Genomic DNA, 15,857 nt, shown 5'->3' with positions numbered 1-15,857 from the left:
TGGCCTGCACGGCGCGGCTGGTGCGCAGCGCGGCCTGCACGTCGGCGGCGTCCGGCTCCTCCAGCGCGCGGGCCAGGATCGACACCTCGGCGCACTTCTGCACGGCAAAGGCCAGCCAGCTCTTCAGTTCGTCGTCGAAACGGTCCTCTCGCGCCAGGTCTACCGGGCTGTGCAGCAGCGAACAGGACGGCGCCACCCAGAGGCGCTCGCCGAGCCGTTCGGCGGCCGGGCGCAGCACGTCCAGCGCCTTGTCCAGGTCGCAGCGCCAGACGTTGCGCCCGTTGACCAGACCCAGGGACAGCACCTTGTAGGTCGGCAGGCGGTCGAGAATCGTCGGGTACTGTTCCGGCGCGCGCACCAGGTCAACGTGGATGCCGTCCACCGGCAGGTTCACCGCCAGCCCGAGGTTGTCGTCGAGCGCCGAGAAATAGGTGGCCAGGAGTTTCTTCAGCGGCGCGTGCTGCAGCAGGTTGTAGGCGCGCTCGAAGGCATTCTTCCATGCCTGCGGCAGGTCGAGGGTGAGGATCGGCTCGTCGATCTGCACCCATTCGACGCCCTGCGCGGCCAGCCGGCCGAGCACTTCGCCGTACACCGGCAGCAGCCGTTCGAGCAGGTCGAGCTTGTCGAAGCCGGCCTCCTTCTCCTTGCCCAGCCACAGGTAGGTCAGCGGCCCGATCAGCACCGGCTTGACCGCATGGCCGAGCGCCCGCGCCTCGGCGACTTCCTCGAACAGTTGCTCCCAGGACAGGCGGAACTGCTGGTCGGCGCCGAATTCGGGGACCAGGTAGTGGTAGTTGGTGTCGAACCACTTGGTCATCTCGGCCGCATGCGCGCCACCGCAGCAGCCGGAACTGACGCCACGCGCCATGCCGAACAGGGTATCCAGCGTGGGCAGACCGCCGCCGGGATTGAAGCGTCGGGGAATCACCCCGAACATCAGCGAGTGGGTGAGCACCTGGTCGTACCAGGCGAAATCGCCCACGGGCAGCATTTCGATGCCGGCGTCCTTCTGCAGTTGCCAGTGCTCCGCGCGCAATGCGCTGCCGACCGCGCGCAGCCCGCTTTCGTCGAGTTCGCCCTTCCAGAAGGCTTCGAGGGCTTTCTTCAGTTCGCGGTCGCGACCGATGCGGGGAAAGCCGAGGTTGTGGGCGAGGGCCATGAATATCTCCATTCCGATTGATGGAAGAGAGTATCGACGGCAGCGTCTTCATGAGACAAACTCAACCTATTCTCGTTCATAACAAGTTCTGCTCATCTAGAAGCAGCCGGAGTCAGTTCTCCATGCTCGAACTTCGCCACCTGAAAACCCTTCACGCCCTGCGCGAATCCGCCAGCCTGGTGGAAGCTGCCGAACGCCTGCACCTGACCCAGTCCGCCCTCTCCCACCAGTTCAAGGAACTCGAGGATCGGCTGGGGATGTCGCTGTTCGTGCGCAAGACCAAACCGGTGCGCTTCACCAGTGCCGGGCTGCGCCTGCTGCAACTGGCCGACTCGCTGCTGCCGCAGTTGCGCGCCGCCGAGCGCGACCTCACGCGGCTGGCGGGCGGCACCGCCGGCCGGCTGCACATGGCCATCGAGTGCCACAGCTGCTTCCAGTGGCTGATGCCGACCATCGACCAGTTCCGCGACGGCTGGCCGGAGGTCGAACTGGACCTGGCCTCCGGTTTTTCCTTCGCGCCGCTGCCGGCCCTGGCGCGCGGCGACCTGGACCTGGTGGTGACCGCCGACCCGCTGGAACTGCCGGGCATCACCTACGTACCGCTGTTCACCTACGAGGCGCTGCTGGCGGTGGCCAACCAGCATCCGCTGGCGAGCAGACCTTTCGTGGTGCCGGAAGACCTGGAGAAGGAAATCCTCATCACCTATCCGGTGGAGCGCGACCGCCTGGACATCTTCACCCGCTTCCTCGAGCCGGCCGACATCGAGCCGGCCCAGGTACGCACCTCGGAGCTGACGGTGATGATGATGCAGCTGGTGGCCTCGGGGCGCGGCGTCTGCTGCCTGCCGAACTGGGCGATCCACGAGTACAGCTCGCGCGGCTACGTCACCGCCCGCCGCCTCGGCGAGAAAGGCCTGTACGCGACGCTCTACGCCGGCATTCGCAGCGACATGCTGGACGCGCCCTTCATGCGCGACTTCCTGCTCACCGCCAAGGACACCTCCTTCGCCACGCTGGAAGGCGTCAGCGCCGCGGCGAAGAACCGCTGAAAGAGGCGCCAGTAGGGTGGGTTAGCGGCACGCCAAGGCCGAAGATTTCCGTTCGGACCCTACCCGCGTAACCCACCAAGCGGAGCCAGGCGAACCTACGCGTCCGCGTGGGTTGCGGCGCCGGGGCTTCGTCGTTGGCCGAATCGACCCGCAGGCGCCTTTACCCACCCTACAGTCCCACGGCTCAACCGTAACCGTAGGGTGGGTTAGCGGCACGCCGAGGCCAAAGATTTCCCTCGTACCCTCCCCGCGTAACCCACCAGGCGGACCTTCGCATCCGCGTGGGTTGCGGCGCAGGGGCTTTCTCCGGTAACCGAATCGACTCGCAGGCGCCTTTACCCACCCTACGGTCCTGCGGCCCACCGTAACCGTAGGGTGGGTTAGCGGCACGCCAAGGCCGAAGATTTCCCTCGCACCCTCCCCGCGTAACCCACCAGGCGAAGCCAGGCGAACCCCGCAGCCTCGGCGAACCCCGAGGCCGCGGATCACGCCTCGCTGAAATCCATCTCCGGCGGCTGGCGGCGGAAACCGCCGGTGAGCTTGACCAGGTAGATCACGCCAATCGCCAGCCAGGTCAGGCCGAGGATGATTGCCATGCGGTCGAGGTTGGCCATCAACCAGAGGTCGGCGAGCATGCCGACCAGCGGCAGCAGCAGGTAGGAGAAGATTTCCTTCGGTCCGCGCTGGCTGGCGCCGATGAAGTAGTGGCCGATCACCGCCAGGTTGACCAGGGCGAAGGCCAGGAAGGCGCCGAAGTTGATGAACGAGGTGGAAGTGGTCACGTCCAGCTTCAACGCCAGCAGTGCGACCGCGCCACACAGCAGCAGGCTGTTCACCGGTGTGCCGAAGCGCGCGCTGAGCGTACCGAACAAGCCTTTGGGCAGCACGCCGTCACGGCCCATCGCATAGATCAACCGCGAGGCGCTGGCCTGGGCCGACAGCCCGGAGGTGAACTGGCCGACGATCAGGCCGATCAGGAAGATAGTGACGAAGACGTCGCCGCCGATGTTCCTGGCGATCTCGTAGGCCGCCGAATCGACGCTCTCGAACTGGATCGACGGGTGCGCCAGCTGCACGAAGTAGGACACGGCGATGAAGATCAGCCCGCCGAGCAGGGTGATCAGCAGGATCGCCCGCGGAATGGTGCGCTGCGGGTCGCGGGTTTCCTCACTGAGGGTGCTCACCGCATCGAAGCCGAGGAACGAGTAGCAGGCGATCGCTGCGCCGCCCATCACCAGCGGCAGCGAGGCACCGGCACCGAGGAACGGCTCCAGGGTGAACAGCGGCTGGCTGCCGTCGCCCAGCACGTAATGCACGCAAAGCACGACGAACGCCGCCAGCACCAGCAGTTGCACCAGCATCAGCAGGCTGTTGATGCCGTTGGCGAGCTTCAGGCCGACCACGTTGATCAGCGTGGTGACGCCGATGAAGGCGAGCACCCACAGCGCCTGCGGCACCGCCGGGAAGGCCGAGTGCAAGTAGGAGGCGCCGATCAGCCAGATCGCCATCGGCAGGAACAGGTAGTCGAGCAGGATCGCCCAGCCGGCGATGAAGCCGAGTTTCGCGCTGATCGATTTACGCACGTAGGTGTACGCCGAACCGGCCTGCGGGAAGGCGCGGGCCATGCGGGCGTAGCTCAGGGCGGTGAACAGCATGGCGACGGAAGCCGCCAGGTACGCCGCGGGGACCTGGCCCTGGGTGACGTCGGCGAGGATGCCGAAGGTGCCGAGGACGATGATCGGGGTCATGTAGGCGATGCCGAACAGCACCACCGAACCCAGTGACAGGGTTCTTTGCAGACGGGCCATAACTTCTCTTCTCCTTTAGTTGTGTTTTGGCAGAGCGCCGGAAGCCGGCTGGAAGCAAAAAGGAAGGCGAACCCCGCTCTGACCGGGCTGCGGAACACGTCACGCAGCCTGTGCCGGCGGAGTTTCGGATCGAGCGGTAGTCAGGGAATCAGCAGCTCCCGGCGGCCATCGGCGTGTTCGATCAGCTCACCGGGCAGGCGCATGCGGCGCTCGTCGAGGTAGCGGTAATCGCCGCGGGCGGCCTGCAGGCGGTCGAGGTCGAGTTCGAGGATCTGCCGGCACTCGTCGCGGCCGGCTTCGCAGAGCAGCGTGCCGAACGGGTCGACCACCGCGCTGCCACCGGCGAAGGTCAGCCCGCCGTCGCCCTCGCCGACGCGATTGACCATCACCGCATAGGCCTGGTTTTCCATCGCGCGGGCCATGATCGCGGTGCGATGCACCGGGCCGTAGGGGTCCATGTTGCCGTTGGTGACCACCAGCAGCTCGGCGCCGAGCTGGGCCAGGGCGCGGGCGGACTCGGGAAATTCGATGTCGTAGCAGATCAGCAGGCCGATGCGCAGGCCGTTCCACTCGCAGGTGGCGTAGCGGTCACCCGGGCTGAACACGCCGCGATCGGAGGCCCAGAGGTGGGTCTTGCGGTAGCGCAACGCGATGCCCTGCGGGGTGATCAGCAGCGTGGTGTTGTAGAACTGCCCGGCGTCGGCCTCGGCGATGCCCAGCACCACCGCCACGCCGCGCTCGCCTGCCGCGCGCTGTACCGCCTGGATGCTCGGCCCGTCCAGCGGCTCGGCCAGCTCGGCGATGTTGTCGGCGGTGGGAAAGCCTGTGAGGTGGGTTTCCGGGAACACCAGCAACTGGGTATCCGGGGCGCTGTTGGCGATGGCTTGCAGCGTGCGCGCCAGGTTGTACGCGGTGTCGCCGTCACGGCCGGCGAGCTGAACCAGTTCGACCTTCATCGATGCTCCTGGGAAGTTGGTCCCCGGTGCATGACCGGGGCGCGGCGAAGGGGCAGAATGCAGCCCTCGCCCAGTCGGGATGGCCTGAGTATGCGGCGCGTCTCGCGGCCGCATAATCACGCGCATGAGGTAACCCATCGGGGGTAGAAGTATGACGCTGACCTTGCAGGATGTAGCCTGGCACCGCGATGTCGGGCAGTTGATCGCGGCGCTCGACAAGCCGAATTTCTGGACGCTGCTGATCCGCCTGCTGCGCCGCTACCTGCCATTCGATAGCTGGGTGGTGCTGCTGTTCGGCGCCGGCCGCCCGCAGGTGTTCGCCGAGAGCCCGGGCGCGGACGGCGGCGTCGACCCGCTGTTCCAGGACTATCTCAAGGGCCTCTACCTGCTCGACCCGTTCTACATCGCCGCGCGGGAAAACCCCGCCAGCGGGCTGTTTCGCCTGGCCGACGTGGCGCCGGAGTGCTTCGAGCAGACCGACTACTACCAGCGCTATTTCAGCCTCAACGTGGTCGCCGACGAGGTGCAGCTCAACGTGCAGCTGGACGAGCATCGGGTGCTCTGCCTGTCGCTGGGCTCGCACCGCCCGTTCAGCCCCGAGCAGACCGCGCTGCTCGGCCTGCTGAGCCCGTGGCTAGGCGCGCTGCTGGCGCAGCGCCGGCATTTCGAGGCGCTGCCGCGCGCCGAGACGGCCGAACCGGACTGGCAGTCGCGCCTGGCGCAGCAGCTCACCCAGCGCGAACTGGACGTCGCGCGGCTGATGCTCAGCGGCCATTCCGGCAAGGAGATCGCGCGCAAGCTGGAGATTTCCGCGGAAACCGTGAAAGTCCACCGCAAGCACATCTACAGCAAGCTCGGTATCAAATCGCACTCCGAACTGTTTTCCCTGCTGCTCAAGGCGCAGGACGCCTGAGCCGCCGACTGGCGGCGCTGAACCAGTGTCGTGACGCCGCGATCTAGTGTGCAGCCCCGGAAATACGGCGCAGAACGGCCAAGTGGATTTCGCTGGAAGCGAAAGAAACCGCCGCAACGCGACCGCCGTTTCCGAGTGCGCCAGGCTCAGCACTCACCTACCTCGAACCCGGATGGACCTTATCGTGTCAGCTGCCTACTCCGTCACCAGCCATCGCAACGGCCCGCGCAAGACCCGCCTGATCGGCGAAAAAGCCCACTACCAGTGCGCCTGCGGGCAGGCGGTGTTCTTTCGCAACAGCGTCTGCCTGGCCTGCTCCTCGCCACTGGGATTCGCGCCGGACCGCGGCGAGATCGTCCCGCTGAGCCCAGCCGGCGAGGCGGATACCTGGCGCATCACCGACGACCCGAAATCGCAGGTCTATCTGCGCTGCGCCAACCTGACCATGCCGGCCGGCTGCAACTGGCTGGTGCCGCAGGCCAGCGGCCAGACGCTGTGCGTCGCCTGCCAGTTGAACCGGACCATCCCCGATCTCTCGGTGGAAGGTAACGGCGAGCGCTGGCACAAGATCGAAGCCGCCAAACGCCGCCTGGTGGCACAGCTGCTCGACCTCGGCCTGCCACTGATCAGCAAGGCGCAGAACGAGGAAACCGGCCTCGCCTTCGATCTGCTGGGAACCGACGCCGAAGGGCAGAACCCGCTGACCGGCCACTCGGGCGGGCTGATCACGCTCAACGTCGCCGAGGCCGACGATGCGCATCGCGAGCGCATGCGCGCGCAGTTGCACGAGCCCTACCGCACCCTGCTGGGGCACTTCCGCCACGAGGTCGGCCATTACTACTGGGATCGCCTGATCGCGGGCAGTGGCTGGCTCGCCGACTTCCGCCGGCTGTTCGGCGACGAACGCCTGGACTACGGCGAAGCGCTGCAGCGCCACTACGACAACGGCGCACCGGCCGACTGGCAGCAGAGCTTCGTCAGCGCCTACGCGACCATGCACCCCTGGGAAGACTGGGCGGAGACCTGGGCCCACTACCTGCACATGATGGACACCCTGGACACCGCGGTGGGCTTCGGCATGACCGCGATGAACAGCGACCTCGACTTCGTGCCCTACACCCGTGACGTGCTCTACGACCCGCAGGACGAACAGGGCGACGACTTCATCGCCTTCGTCAACGCCTGGATCGAGATGGCCGCGATGCTCAACGAGCTGGCGCGCAGCATGGGCCAGCCGGACACCTACCCGTTCGTCCTGCCGGCGCCGGTGATCGCCAAGCTGCACTTCATCCACCGCGTGGTGCAGACCCGCGGCAACCCGCCCTCGCTGGCCAACCTGAACGACTCCTGAGGCGCGCCAGGGCGCACGGCGGCAGGCGATGCACGGCAACGCGCCGCGCCTGCCGTGCCGGGCACGCATCGCGAAGCGCTGAAACCGCTCCCGCCGGCGACGTACCGCCGTTCTCAACACATCTGGAAACCCCTTCCGACGAGCGGAGCGCGGGGTTTTCCGGCACCCTTCGCGCTGCGCGTCGCTGCGGCATATTGGCCCGAGAGCCTACGTTTGCGTGCTCGCGCGCTGCGGGCGCGAAGCTTGCTAGTAGAATGCGCGCCCACACGCCGCCGTCGACCCTTCGTCAGCGCCGACGCCGAGGGCGCCAGCGCGCCCTGCACTAATCGGAAAAACGCATTGTCCATAAAACAGAGTCGCCTTTCGGCTGGCTGCCGGAGCCCTGCAGCCCCACTGTCGCGACAGAACGAGAGGCGCACGCCAATGAATACTGGACGTGATCACCGCATCGATTTTTTTCGCGGGCTGGCCCTAATCTTCATTTTCTGGGACCACATTCCGCAGAACGTCCTCGGGCTGATCACGCCGCGCAACGTCGGTTTCAGCGACGCCGCGGAGATCTTCGTGTTCCTCGCCGGCTACGCGTCGGTCCTTGCCTACGGCAAGGTCATGCAGCGCGACGGCTATCTGGTGGGCTGCCTGCGGGTGCTGCGTCGCGCCTGGGTGCTCTACGTCGCGCACATCTTCCTGCTGGCGGTGCTGATGGGCATCGTGTTCACCGCCAACGACCATATCGAGACGCGCAACATCTCCCAGGAGATGGGCCTCGATTACTTCCTCGCCAACCCGCAGCAGGCCCTCATCGACGAGTTACTGCTGCGCTTCAAGCCGAACCTGATGGACCCGTTGCCGCTGTACATCGTGCTGCTGCTCAGCCTGCCGGTGGTGCTGCCGCTGTTGCTCAGGCGCGTCGACGTGGCCGTCGGGCTGTCGCTGCTGCTCTACGTGCTGGTGCAGGCATTCGGCTGGAACTTCAACGGCCTGCCGCCGGACGGCAAGTGGTACTTCAACCCGCTGGCCTGGCAGGTGATCTTCGTCCTCGGCGGCGCGGCGGCGGTGATGGCGCAACGCGAACCGATCACCACGCCGGCACAGCGTCGGCGCGGCGCGTTGTTCTTCGTGTCGATGGCCTACCTGGCGGTCTGCGCGCTGGTTGCGCTGTCGTGGAAGTGGCAGCCGCTGCATGACGCGCTGGTCCCGGAAAGCGTCGCCCAGCTGATCTACCCGATCAGCAAGACCGACCTCTCCCCGGTGCGCCTGCTGCACTTCATGGCGCTGGCCTACTGCGTGCCGCTGCTGCTCGCCCGCGGCCCCTGGCTGCAGACGTGGCCGGCGCAACAGCTGTGCCGCATGGGACGTTATTCGCTGGAGGTGTTCTGCCTCGGCGTGCTGCTGGCGCCGCTGGCCGACTTCACCAATTCGCTCAACGGCGACACCCTCGCCGCCAGCCTCTTCACCGCCGTGCTCGGGGTCGTCCTGATGGCCTTGCTGGCGCTGTGGCTGGACTTCAACAAACGCCTCAATGCTCCGCAGAAAGCGCCGGCCGCCGCCGCGCCGCTGACCGCCACGCCGAGCTGATCGGCGTGCCGCGTGCGTGCCTAGCCCCTGGCACGCATGCGGATGAACAGCGCTTCGACCTTCTCCCGCGCCCACGGCGTCTTGCGCAGGAACGCCAGGCTCGACTTGATGCTCGGGTCGCTCTTGAAGCAGCGGATGTCGATGCGCCGCGCCAGCTCCTCCCAGCCGTAATGCTCCTGCAACTGCCGCAGGATGGCTTCCAGCGTGATGCCGTGAAGGGGATCGTTGGAACTCATGGGGATCGTCCTGGAGAAGAATCCGCGCACCTTAGCCGAGCGGCTCGGGGGGCGAAAGAGCCGCCAGGCAACATCGGGTAACGCCTGCGCGACGCCCTCGGCGCAACGCCGCAGCGCTGTCCCGGTCAACCAAGACGAGGTTTCATCCAACCGAGGAGGCCGAATGCCGGCTAGCTGGATCGAGGCGCTGAAACGGCGCTGGCTGCGCCTGTGCATGCTTGCCGCGCTGCTGCTGGCGCTGCCCATCGGCTGCGCGCAACTGGAACAGAAGGAGCGCGAACTGGTGTTTCGCGTCGAGTCGGGAACCGCCAGTTGGTACGGCGGCCTGCCCGCCGACGTGGAGGAAATGCAGCTGGACTCCAGCGACTTCCTCGCCGGCCAGAACGTCCACGCCTGGTGGTGGCCGGCGGCCCGCAAGGATGCGCCCGCCCTGCTCTACCTGCACGGTTCGCGCTGGAACCTGACCGGCCAGCTGTTCCGCATCGAGCAATTGCACGACCTCGGCTTCTCGGTGCTCGCCATCGACTACCGCGGCTTCGGCGAAAGCCCGGGCGACCTGCCATCGGAGCGCAGCGTCAACCAGGACGCGCGCATCGCCTGGCAGCGCCTCGAGCAGTTGCAGCCGGCACCCGGCAAACGCTACATCTACGGCCACTCCCTGGGCGGCGCGGTCGCCGTCGACCTCGCCGAGGAACTCAGCCAGGACGCCGAGCGCGAGGGCCGGGCGCCGGAGGCCGGCGGCCTGATCATCGAGTCGACCTTCACCAACCTCGCCGATGTGGCCGCCAGCATCGCCCACACCTCGCTGCCGATCCGCTGGATTCTTTCGCAGAAATTCGACTCGCTGGAGAAGATCGCCCAGGTTCGCCTGCCGCTGTTGATCGTCCACGGCAGCAACGACCCCTACGTTTCGCCGCGCTTCAGCGAAGAGCTGTTCGTGGCCGCCAACGAGCCCAAGCAACTGCTCATGGTCGAGGGCGGCACCCACAACAACAGCATGCGCCTTGGCCAGCGCCAGTATCGCCAGGCGCTGCAGCGCCTGCGCGGCGAGGTGCCGGCGCAGGCGGCGCGCACGCCGTAAGGCCACCTGGAACCGGCGTCGGTGGCACTCAGTACCAGACCGACGCCGCCTCGCGCATGAAGATTTCCACGGTCTTGGGGCCGACACCCTCGAACCGGGCCAGGCGCTTCTCGAACGCCGCGCGGTTTTCGCTGCGCGCCTGGATCGCTCCGACCGCGCCGCCGTACTCCTCCATCAGCGTCCGGCACAGGCTGAGCAGACGCTCGGCCGTCGACTCGTCGTAGCGCACGTAACGCGCCTCGCCGAGCATGCCGACGAGCCGTCGATGGCTGCAGGCGCCCAGCTTCTGCGGCGTATCGAGGCCATGCCCGTCGACGATCACGCGGTAGGCCTGCGCGGCGATCTCGCCCTGGATGCGCTTGCCGAACAGGAAGCTGGCGATAAACCACCTGAACAGCGCAGCCTCGCCGCCGTGGACGAGGTCGATGTTCAACTGCCGCGCGCCGATCTGTGCCGCCATGCCCGACTCCCTATGATGCCGTCCTGCGGATGACGCGCGCCGCGCCGGGCGGGTTCGACCGAAGCGCCGAATGGCCGGCGCTGAAATGCAAACGGCCCGTCCTTTCCGGGACGGGCCGCGTGCGTCTGCGTTACAAGGCTGCGCTCAGGGCCTCAGAGGTGAGCGTCCTGGTATTCCTTCTCGGCGGCATCGAAGCGTTCGAGCATGCCGGCGGTAGGGCCGCTACCGATCTTGCTGAAGATCAGGATCGCCAGGCTGGCGAAGATGAAGCCCGGAATGATCTCGTACAGGCCCAGGCCGAGGTACTGCTTCCACAGCACCACGGTCACCGCACCAACCAGCATGCCGGCCAGGGCGCCGTTGCGGGTCATGCCCTTCCACACCAGCGAGAAGATCACCACCGGGCCGAAGGCCGCGCCGAACCCGGCCCAGGCGTAGGACACCAGGCCGAGCACCTTGCTCTCAGGGTCACGGGCGACAATGATCGCGACCACCGCGATCAGCAGCACCATGCCGCGACCGACCCAGACCAGTTCGCGCTGCGAGGCGCCCTTGCGCAGGAAGGCCTTGTAGAAATCCTCGGTCAGCGCGCTGGAGCACACCAGCAACTGGCAGCTCAGGGTGCTCATCACGGCGGCGAGAATCGCCGAGAGCAGCACGCCGGCGATCCAGGGATTGAACAGCAGCTTGGCCAGCTCGATGAACACCCGCTCCGGATTTTCGCTGACGGCGCCGGCGACGTCCGGGTGAGCCGAGAAGTAGGCGATGCCGAAGAAGCCCACGGCCACCGCACCGCCCAGGCAGAGGACCATCCAGGTCATCGAGATGCGGCGTGCGGCGGGGATCGACTTCACCGAGTCGGCCGCCATGAAGCGCGCGAGGATGTGCGGCTGGCCGAAGTAGCCCAGGCCCCAGGCGAGCAGCGAGATCACGCCGACGAAGCTGGCGCCCTTGAGCACGTCGAAGTTGGTCGGATCGTTGGCCTCGATGGCCAGGAAGGTGGTGTCGACGCCGCCGGTGGCGAGCATCACCACGATCGGCGTGAGGATCAGGGCGAAGATCATCAGCGTCGCCTGCACGGTGTCGGTCCAGCTCACCGCGAGGAAACCGCCGACGAAGGTGTAGGCGATGGTCGCCGCGGCGCCGGCCCAGAGGGCGGTCTCGTAGGACATGCCGAAGGTGCTTTCGAACAGGCGGGCGCCGGCGACGATGCCCGAGGCGCAGTAGATGGTGAAGAACACCAGGATCACCAGGGCCGAGAACACGCGCAGGATGCGGCTGTTGTCCTCGAAGCGGGTGGTGAAGTAGTCCGGCAGGGTCAGCGCGTTGCCGTTGTGCTCGGTCTGCACGCGCAGGCGGCCGGCGACGAACAGCCAGTTGAGCCAGGCACCGGCGATCAGGCCGATGGCGATCCAGCTTTCCGAGAGGCCGGACAGGTAGATGGCGCCCGGCAGGCCCATCAGCAGCCAGCCGCTCATGTCCGAAGCACCGGCGGAGAGCGCGGTGACGAAACTGCCGAGGCTGCGACCGCCGAGGATGTAGTCGGAGAAGTTCTTGGTGCGCAGATAGGCGACCAGGCCGATCAGGACCATGGCAGCGATGTAGATCACGAACGTGATCAGCATGGGGGTATTGGCGCTCATTGATGGCTCCATTGGTTGTTGTTATGGGCGCACGGGTTGGCCGTGGCCGTTTGCGCAAGCACGCTCTGGAGGCAGGCGTGTCGTCTTGTCCGGCGTCGCGGTTGGCGCGGCGCGGGTCTCTTGCTCGGAAATGAAAACGGGCCCGGCCCGCGAAGGCTGCAATCAGCGCTCGCGGACCGGGCCCGCCTTCTACGGCAAAACGGGGCGAATGATCAATCCCCCAGCGACAGCAGCGAGGCGTTGCCGCCCACCGCGGTGGTGTTGATCGAGGTGGTGCGTTCGTTGGCGAAGCGCATCAGGTAGCTCGGCCCCCCCGCTTTCGGACCGGTGCCGGACAGGCCGCAGCCACCGAACGGCTGCACGCCGACCACCGCGCCAATCTGGTTGCGGTTGACGTAAAGGTTGCCGACCCGTGCCAGGGCCTCGATGCGCGCAGCGGTTTCCTCGTTGCGGCTGTGCACGCCGAGGGTCAGGCCGTAGCCGGTGGCGTTGATCGCCGCGACGACCTTCTCCAGTTCCGTCGCCTCGAAGCGCACCACGTGCAGCACCGGGCCGAAGTGTTCCTTCTTCAGCTCGTGGATGCCGCCGATCTCGAACGCCACTGGCGCGACGAAGTGACCGTTCAGGCCGGCCGGAAGCCTGGCCTCGGCGATCAGCTTGCCCTCGCCCTTGAGCGCGGCGATGTGCGCCAGCAGGCCGGCGCGGGCTTCCTCATCGATCACCGGACCGATGTCGTTCTCGCGCAGGTGGGTCGGGCCGACTTTCAGCTCGGCCATCGCGCCCTTGAGCAGGTCGATCACCCGGTCGGCAATGTCGCGCTGCACGTAGAGCACGCGCAGGGCGGAGCAACGCTGGCCGGCGCTGGTGAAGGCGGAGCCGACGGCGTCCTTGACCACCTGCTCGGGCAGCGCGGTGGAGTCGACGATCATCGCGTTCTGCCCGCCGGTCTCGGCGATCAGGGTGGCGATCGGACCTTCCTTCTCGGCCAGTTGGCGGTTGATGATGCGGGCGGTGTCGGTGGAGCCGGTGAAGCACACGCCGACCACGCGCGGGTCGCGGCAGAACACGCCGCCGAGGGTGGCACCGTCGCCCGGCAGGAAGGCGATGGCCTGTTTCGGCAGACCGGCCTCGAACATCAGCTGCAGCGCGCGGGCGGCGATCAGGCTGGTCTGCTCGGCCGGCTTGGCCAGCACAGTATTGCCGGCGACCAGCGCGGCGGCGATCTGGCCCAGGTAGATCGCCAGCGGGAAGTTCCACGGGCTGATGCAGACGAACACGCCACGGCCCTCGTGGAACAGTTCGTTGCGCTCGCCGGTCGGGCCCTTGAGCTCTTCGCGGCCGAGCTTCAGGCGCGCCTGCTGGGCGTAGTAGCGGCAGAAGTCGACGGCTTCGCGAACCTCGTCGATGCCGTCCTGCAGGGACTTGCCGGCTTCCACGGTGCACAGCGCCATCAGCTCGGCGCGGTTGCTTTCCAGCAGGTCGGCGAGACGCTCAAGGACGTTCGCGCGGGTATCCACCGGGGTGGCGTTCCAGCGCGGCCAGAACGCCGCGAGGGCGTCCACCGCCTGCTTGGCCTGGGCGGCCGTGGCGAACTGCGCACTGCCGACCACCTTGTTCAGGTCGAACGGGCAGCGCACGTCGCTGGCGCTGCCGGTGAGCGTCTCGCCATCGATGACCGGCGCGGCCTGCCACTGGCGGTCGATGAAAGGCTGGTAGGCGTTAGCCAGTTCGTTCCACTGATTCTGGATATTCATGTTGAGGCCCTGGGAGTTCTTGCGCTGGCCGTACAGCGCCGGCGGGAGCGGGATTCTGTCGTTGGCGAGGGTTTTGAAGCTGCGCAGCTGGGTGACCGGGTGATCGATGAGCGATTCGACGGCGACCCGCGGGTCGACCAACTGGTGGACGAACGAGGAGTTGGCGCCGTTTTCCAGCAGGCGGCGGACCAGGTACGGCAGCAGGTCCTTGTGCGCGCCGACCGGGGCGTAGATGCGCACGTTCTTGCCGTGCTTCTCCAGCACGGTGTCGTAGAGCGCGTCGCCCATCCCGTGCAGACGCTGGAACTCGAATTCGCGCTCGCCCGCCATCGCCAGGATGCAGCTGACGGTGTGCGCGTTGTGGCTGGCGAACTGCGGGTAGATGACCCCGCGGGTGTGCTCGGAGAGCAAAAAGCGCGCGCAGGCCAGGTAGGAGGTGTCGGTGGCTTCCTTGCGGGTGAACACCGGGTAGCCGTCGAGGCCCCAGACCTGGCACTGCTTGATCTCGCTGTCCCAGTAGGCGCCCTTGACCAGGCGCAGCGGAATGCGCGCACCGAGCTCGCGGCCCAGCAGGGTCAGCCAGACCAGGGTCGGCAGGCAGCGTTTGGAATACGCCTGAACGACCAGGCCGAACTCGCCCCAACCGACGATGGCCGGGTCGCGCATCAGCTTTTCGAACAGCTCCAGCGACAGCTCCAGGCGGTCGGCTTCCTCGGCGTCGATGGTGATGCCGACGTTCAGCCCGCGGGCCATCACGGCCAGCTCGCGGACGCTGCCGAACAGCTCGGTGAGTACGCGCTCGCGCTGCGCCACTTCATAGCGCGGGTGCAGTGCGGAGAGCTTGATCGACACCGACGGACGCGGACCGGGGCCGACCTGCGGCTCGGCGCCGACGGTCTGCACCGCCTTGCGGTAATCGGCCATGTACTTGGCGGCGTCCTCGACGGTGAGGGCCGCCTCGCCCAGCATGTCGAAGGAATAGGTGTAACCCTTCTCGCGCTGCGGACGACCGTTCTTCAGCGCTTCGGAGATGCTCCGGCCGAGGACGAACTGCTTGCCCATCAGCTTCATCGCCTGGTTCATCGCGGCGCGGATCACCGGTTCCCCGGAACGTTTGATCAGGCGACCGAGGACGCTCTTCGGCCGGCCATCGGCGGTTTCCGGGTCGACCACCTTGCCGGTCATCACCAGGCCCCAGGCGGCGAAGTTGACCAGCACGTTGTCGCTCTGGCCGAGGTGCCGTTCCCACTCGGCGGCGTTCAGCTTGTCGCGGATCAGCGCGTCTGCGGTGGCGGCGTCCGGCACCCGCAGCAGCGCCTCGGCCAGGCACATCAGCATCAGGCCTTCGTGGGTGTCGAGGCTGTACTGGCGCAACAGGGCATCGAGGGTGTCTTCGACGTTGTCGCGGCTGCGCACGTCTTCGATCAGGCTGCGGGCCTTCTGGCGAACGGCTTCGATGCCGGCTTCGCCCGGATCGGCGAGCTGCAGGAGTTCGGTGAGGTAGGCGGCCTCGTCGACGGCGTAGTTGGCGCTGATGACGGGGAAGAACTCGGCGGCCGACGCATTGAGTGCGTCGGCCTGCAGGACATGAGCGGCTTTGAACATCGAGACCCTCCTCGGGTGGAGACTGCTTTCGTGGGTCTTGCCAGGCGTGCACGGTCGGGCAAGGACCCGGCGCAGGCGAGCGCGTGAGCGGACGGTGGAATGTAGTGGCAGTCGCCGCGCCGGTTCTTGCGCAAAGCTACGGACTTTTTACGAAAAGCTCCGGCCCGGGGAACTCGATCGGAAAGCGGCGGCCAATAGCGGTTGGCCGTCCGCCGACCGCCGCCTCAGCGGCCGACGACGTCGCCGCGCCCAGAGCGGAAGAGC

General features: G+C 67.0%; 11 protein-coding genes and 1 pseudogene. 5 read left to right on the top strand and 7 right to left on the bottom strand.

Annotation, left to right across the window (positions count from 1 at the left end; genetic code table 11):
* Positions 1-1,159 (bottom strand): annotated as a pseudogene (locus B2X67_RS05345) (5-methyltetrahydropteroyltriglutamate--homocysteine S-methyltransferase); the annotation flags it as partial.
* Positions 1,160-1,281: 122 nt separating this feature from the next.
* Here B2X67_RS05345 and metR point away from each other — a divergent pair.
* On the top strand, positions 1,282-2,208 hold the full coding sequence (metR, locus tag B2X67_RS05340; protein ID WP_273228620.1) for a transcriptional regulator MetR: 927 nt from the start codon (positions 1,282-1,284) through the stop codon (positions 2,206-2,208).
* Positions 2,209-2,693: 485 nt separating this feature from the next.
* Here the strand turns inward: metR and B2X67_RS05335 are convergent, their stop codons facing one another.
* Both B2X67_RS05335 and B2X67_RS05330 read right to left on the bottom strand, forming a co-directional pair.
* Entirely contained in the window at positions 2,694-4,016 is a 1,323-nt protein-coding gene (locus B2X67_RS05335; protein WP_286784844.1) for an APC family permease, read from the bottom strand.
* A gap of 140 nt (positions 4,017-4,156) precedes the next feature.
* Positions 4,157-4,972, bottom strand: a complete 816-nt coding sequence (locus B2X67_RS05330) for a carbon-nitrogen hydrolase family protein (protein WP_273228622.1) — start codon at positions 4,970-4,972, stop codon at positions 4,157-4,159.
* 151 nt (positions 4,973-5,123) lie between these two features.
* Here B2X67_RS05330 and B2X67_RS05325 point away from each other — a divergent pair, with 151 nt between their 5' ends.
* The 3 genes from B2X67_RS05325 to B2X67_RS05315 all read left to right on the top strand — a co-directional run bounded on the left by B2X67_RS05325 (position 5,124) and on the right by B2X67_RS05315 (position 8,814).
* On the top strand, positions 5,124-5,885 hold the full coding sequence (locus tag B2X67_RS05325) for a LuxR C-terminal-related transcriptional regulator (RefSeq protein ID WP_090229774.1): 762 nt from the start codon (positions 5,124-5,126) through the stop codon (positions 5,883-5,885).
* A gap of 238 nt (positions 5,886-6,123) precedes the next feature.
* Positions 6,124-7,236 carry a zinc-binding metallopeptidase family protein gene (locus B2X67_RS05320; RefSeq protein WP_273228924.1) on the top strand — a complete coding sequence of 371 codons (1,113 nt, stop codon included), beginning with the start codon at positions 6,124-6,126 and terminating at the stop codon, positions 7,234-7,236.
* A 423-nt stretch (positions 7,237-7,659) separates the two neighbouring features.
* Complete coding sequence (locus B2X67_RS05315; RefSeq protein WP_286784843.1) at positions 7,660-8,814, top strand: OpgC family protein; 1,155 nt, start codon at positions 7,660-7,662, stop codon at positions 8,812-8,814.
* Positions 8,815-8,834: 20 nt separating this feature from the next.
* Here B2X67_RS05315 and B2X67_RS05310 read toward each other — a convergent pair whose 3' ends face one another.
* Complete coding sequence (locus B2X67_RS05310) at positions 8,835-9,050, bottom strand: VF530 family DNA-binding protein (RefSeq protein ID WP_090229781.1); 216 nt, start codon at positions 9,048-9,050, stop codon at positions 8,835-8,837.
* A 163-nt stretch (positions 9,051-9,213) separates the two neighbouring features.
* On the opposite strand from B2X67_RS05310, the gene B2X67_RS05305 reads away from it, so the two are divergent.
* The gene (locus B2X67_RS05305) at positions 9,214-10,131 is read left to right on the top strand and encodes an alpha/beta hydrolase (RefSeq protein ID WP_286784842.1); all 918 of its coding nucleotides are present in this window, start codon (positions 9,214-9,216) and stop codon (positions 10,129-10,131) included.
* A gap of 28 nt (positions 10,132-10,159) precedes the next feature.
* Here B2X67_RS05305 and B2X67_RS05300 read toward each other — a convergent pair whose 3' ends face one another.
* From B2X67_RS05300 to putA, 3 genes are all read right to left on the bottom strand, one after another.
* Entirely contained in the window at positions 10,160-10,591 is a 432-nt protein-coding gene (locus B2X67_RS05300) for a DNA methylase (RefSeq protein ID WP_286784841.1), read from the bottom strand.
* Between the two features lie 152 nt (positions 10,592-10,743).
* Positions 10,744-12,234 (bottom strand): sodium/proline symporter PutP, encoded by a 1,491-nt coding sequence (putP, locus tag B2X67_RS05295; protein WP_286784840.1) that lies wholly within the window; start codon positions 12,232-12,234, stop codon positions 10,744-10,746.
* 212 nt (positions 12,235-12,446) lie between these two features.
* A complete protein-coding gene (gene putA / locus B2X67_RS05290; protein ID WP_286784839.1) occupies positions 12,447-15,593 on the bottom strand; it encodes a bifunctional proline dehydrogenase/L-glutamate gamma-semialdehyde dehydrogenase PutA in 3,147 nt (1,048 codons plus the stop codon).
* Between the last annotated feature and the right edge of the window lie 264 nt (positions 15,594-15,857).

Origin of the sequence: Pseudomonas sp. UBA3153 (assembly GCF_002364635.1) — a bacterium.
In the GTDB taxonomy this organism is placed as follows: domain Bacteria; phylum Pseudomonadota; class Gammaproteobacteria; order Pseudomonadales; family Pseudomonadaceae; genus Pseudomonas_O; species Pseudomonas_O kuykendallii.
The sequence above is the reverse complement of the archived record's forward strand: the minus strand, read 5'-3'. Positions and strand labels throughout refer to the sequence as shown.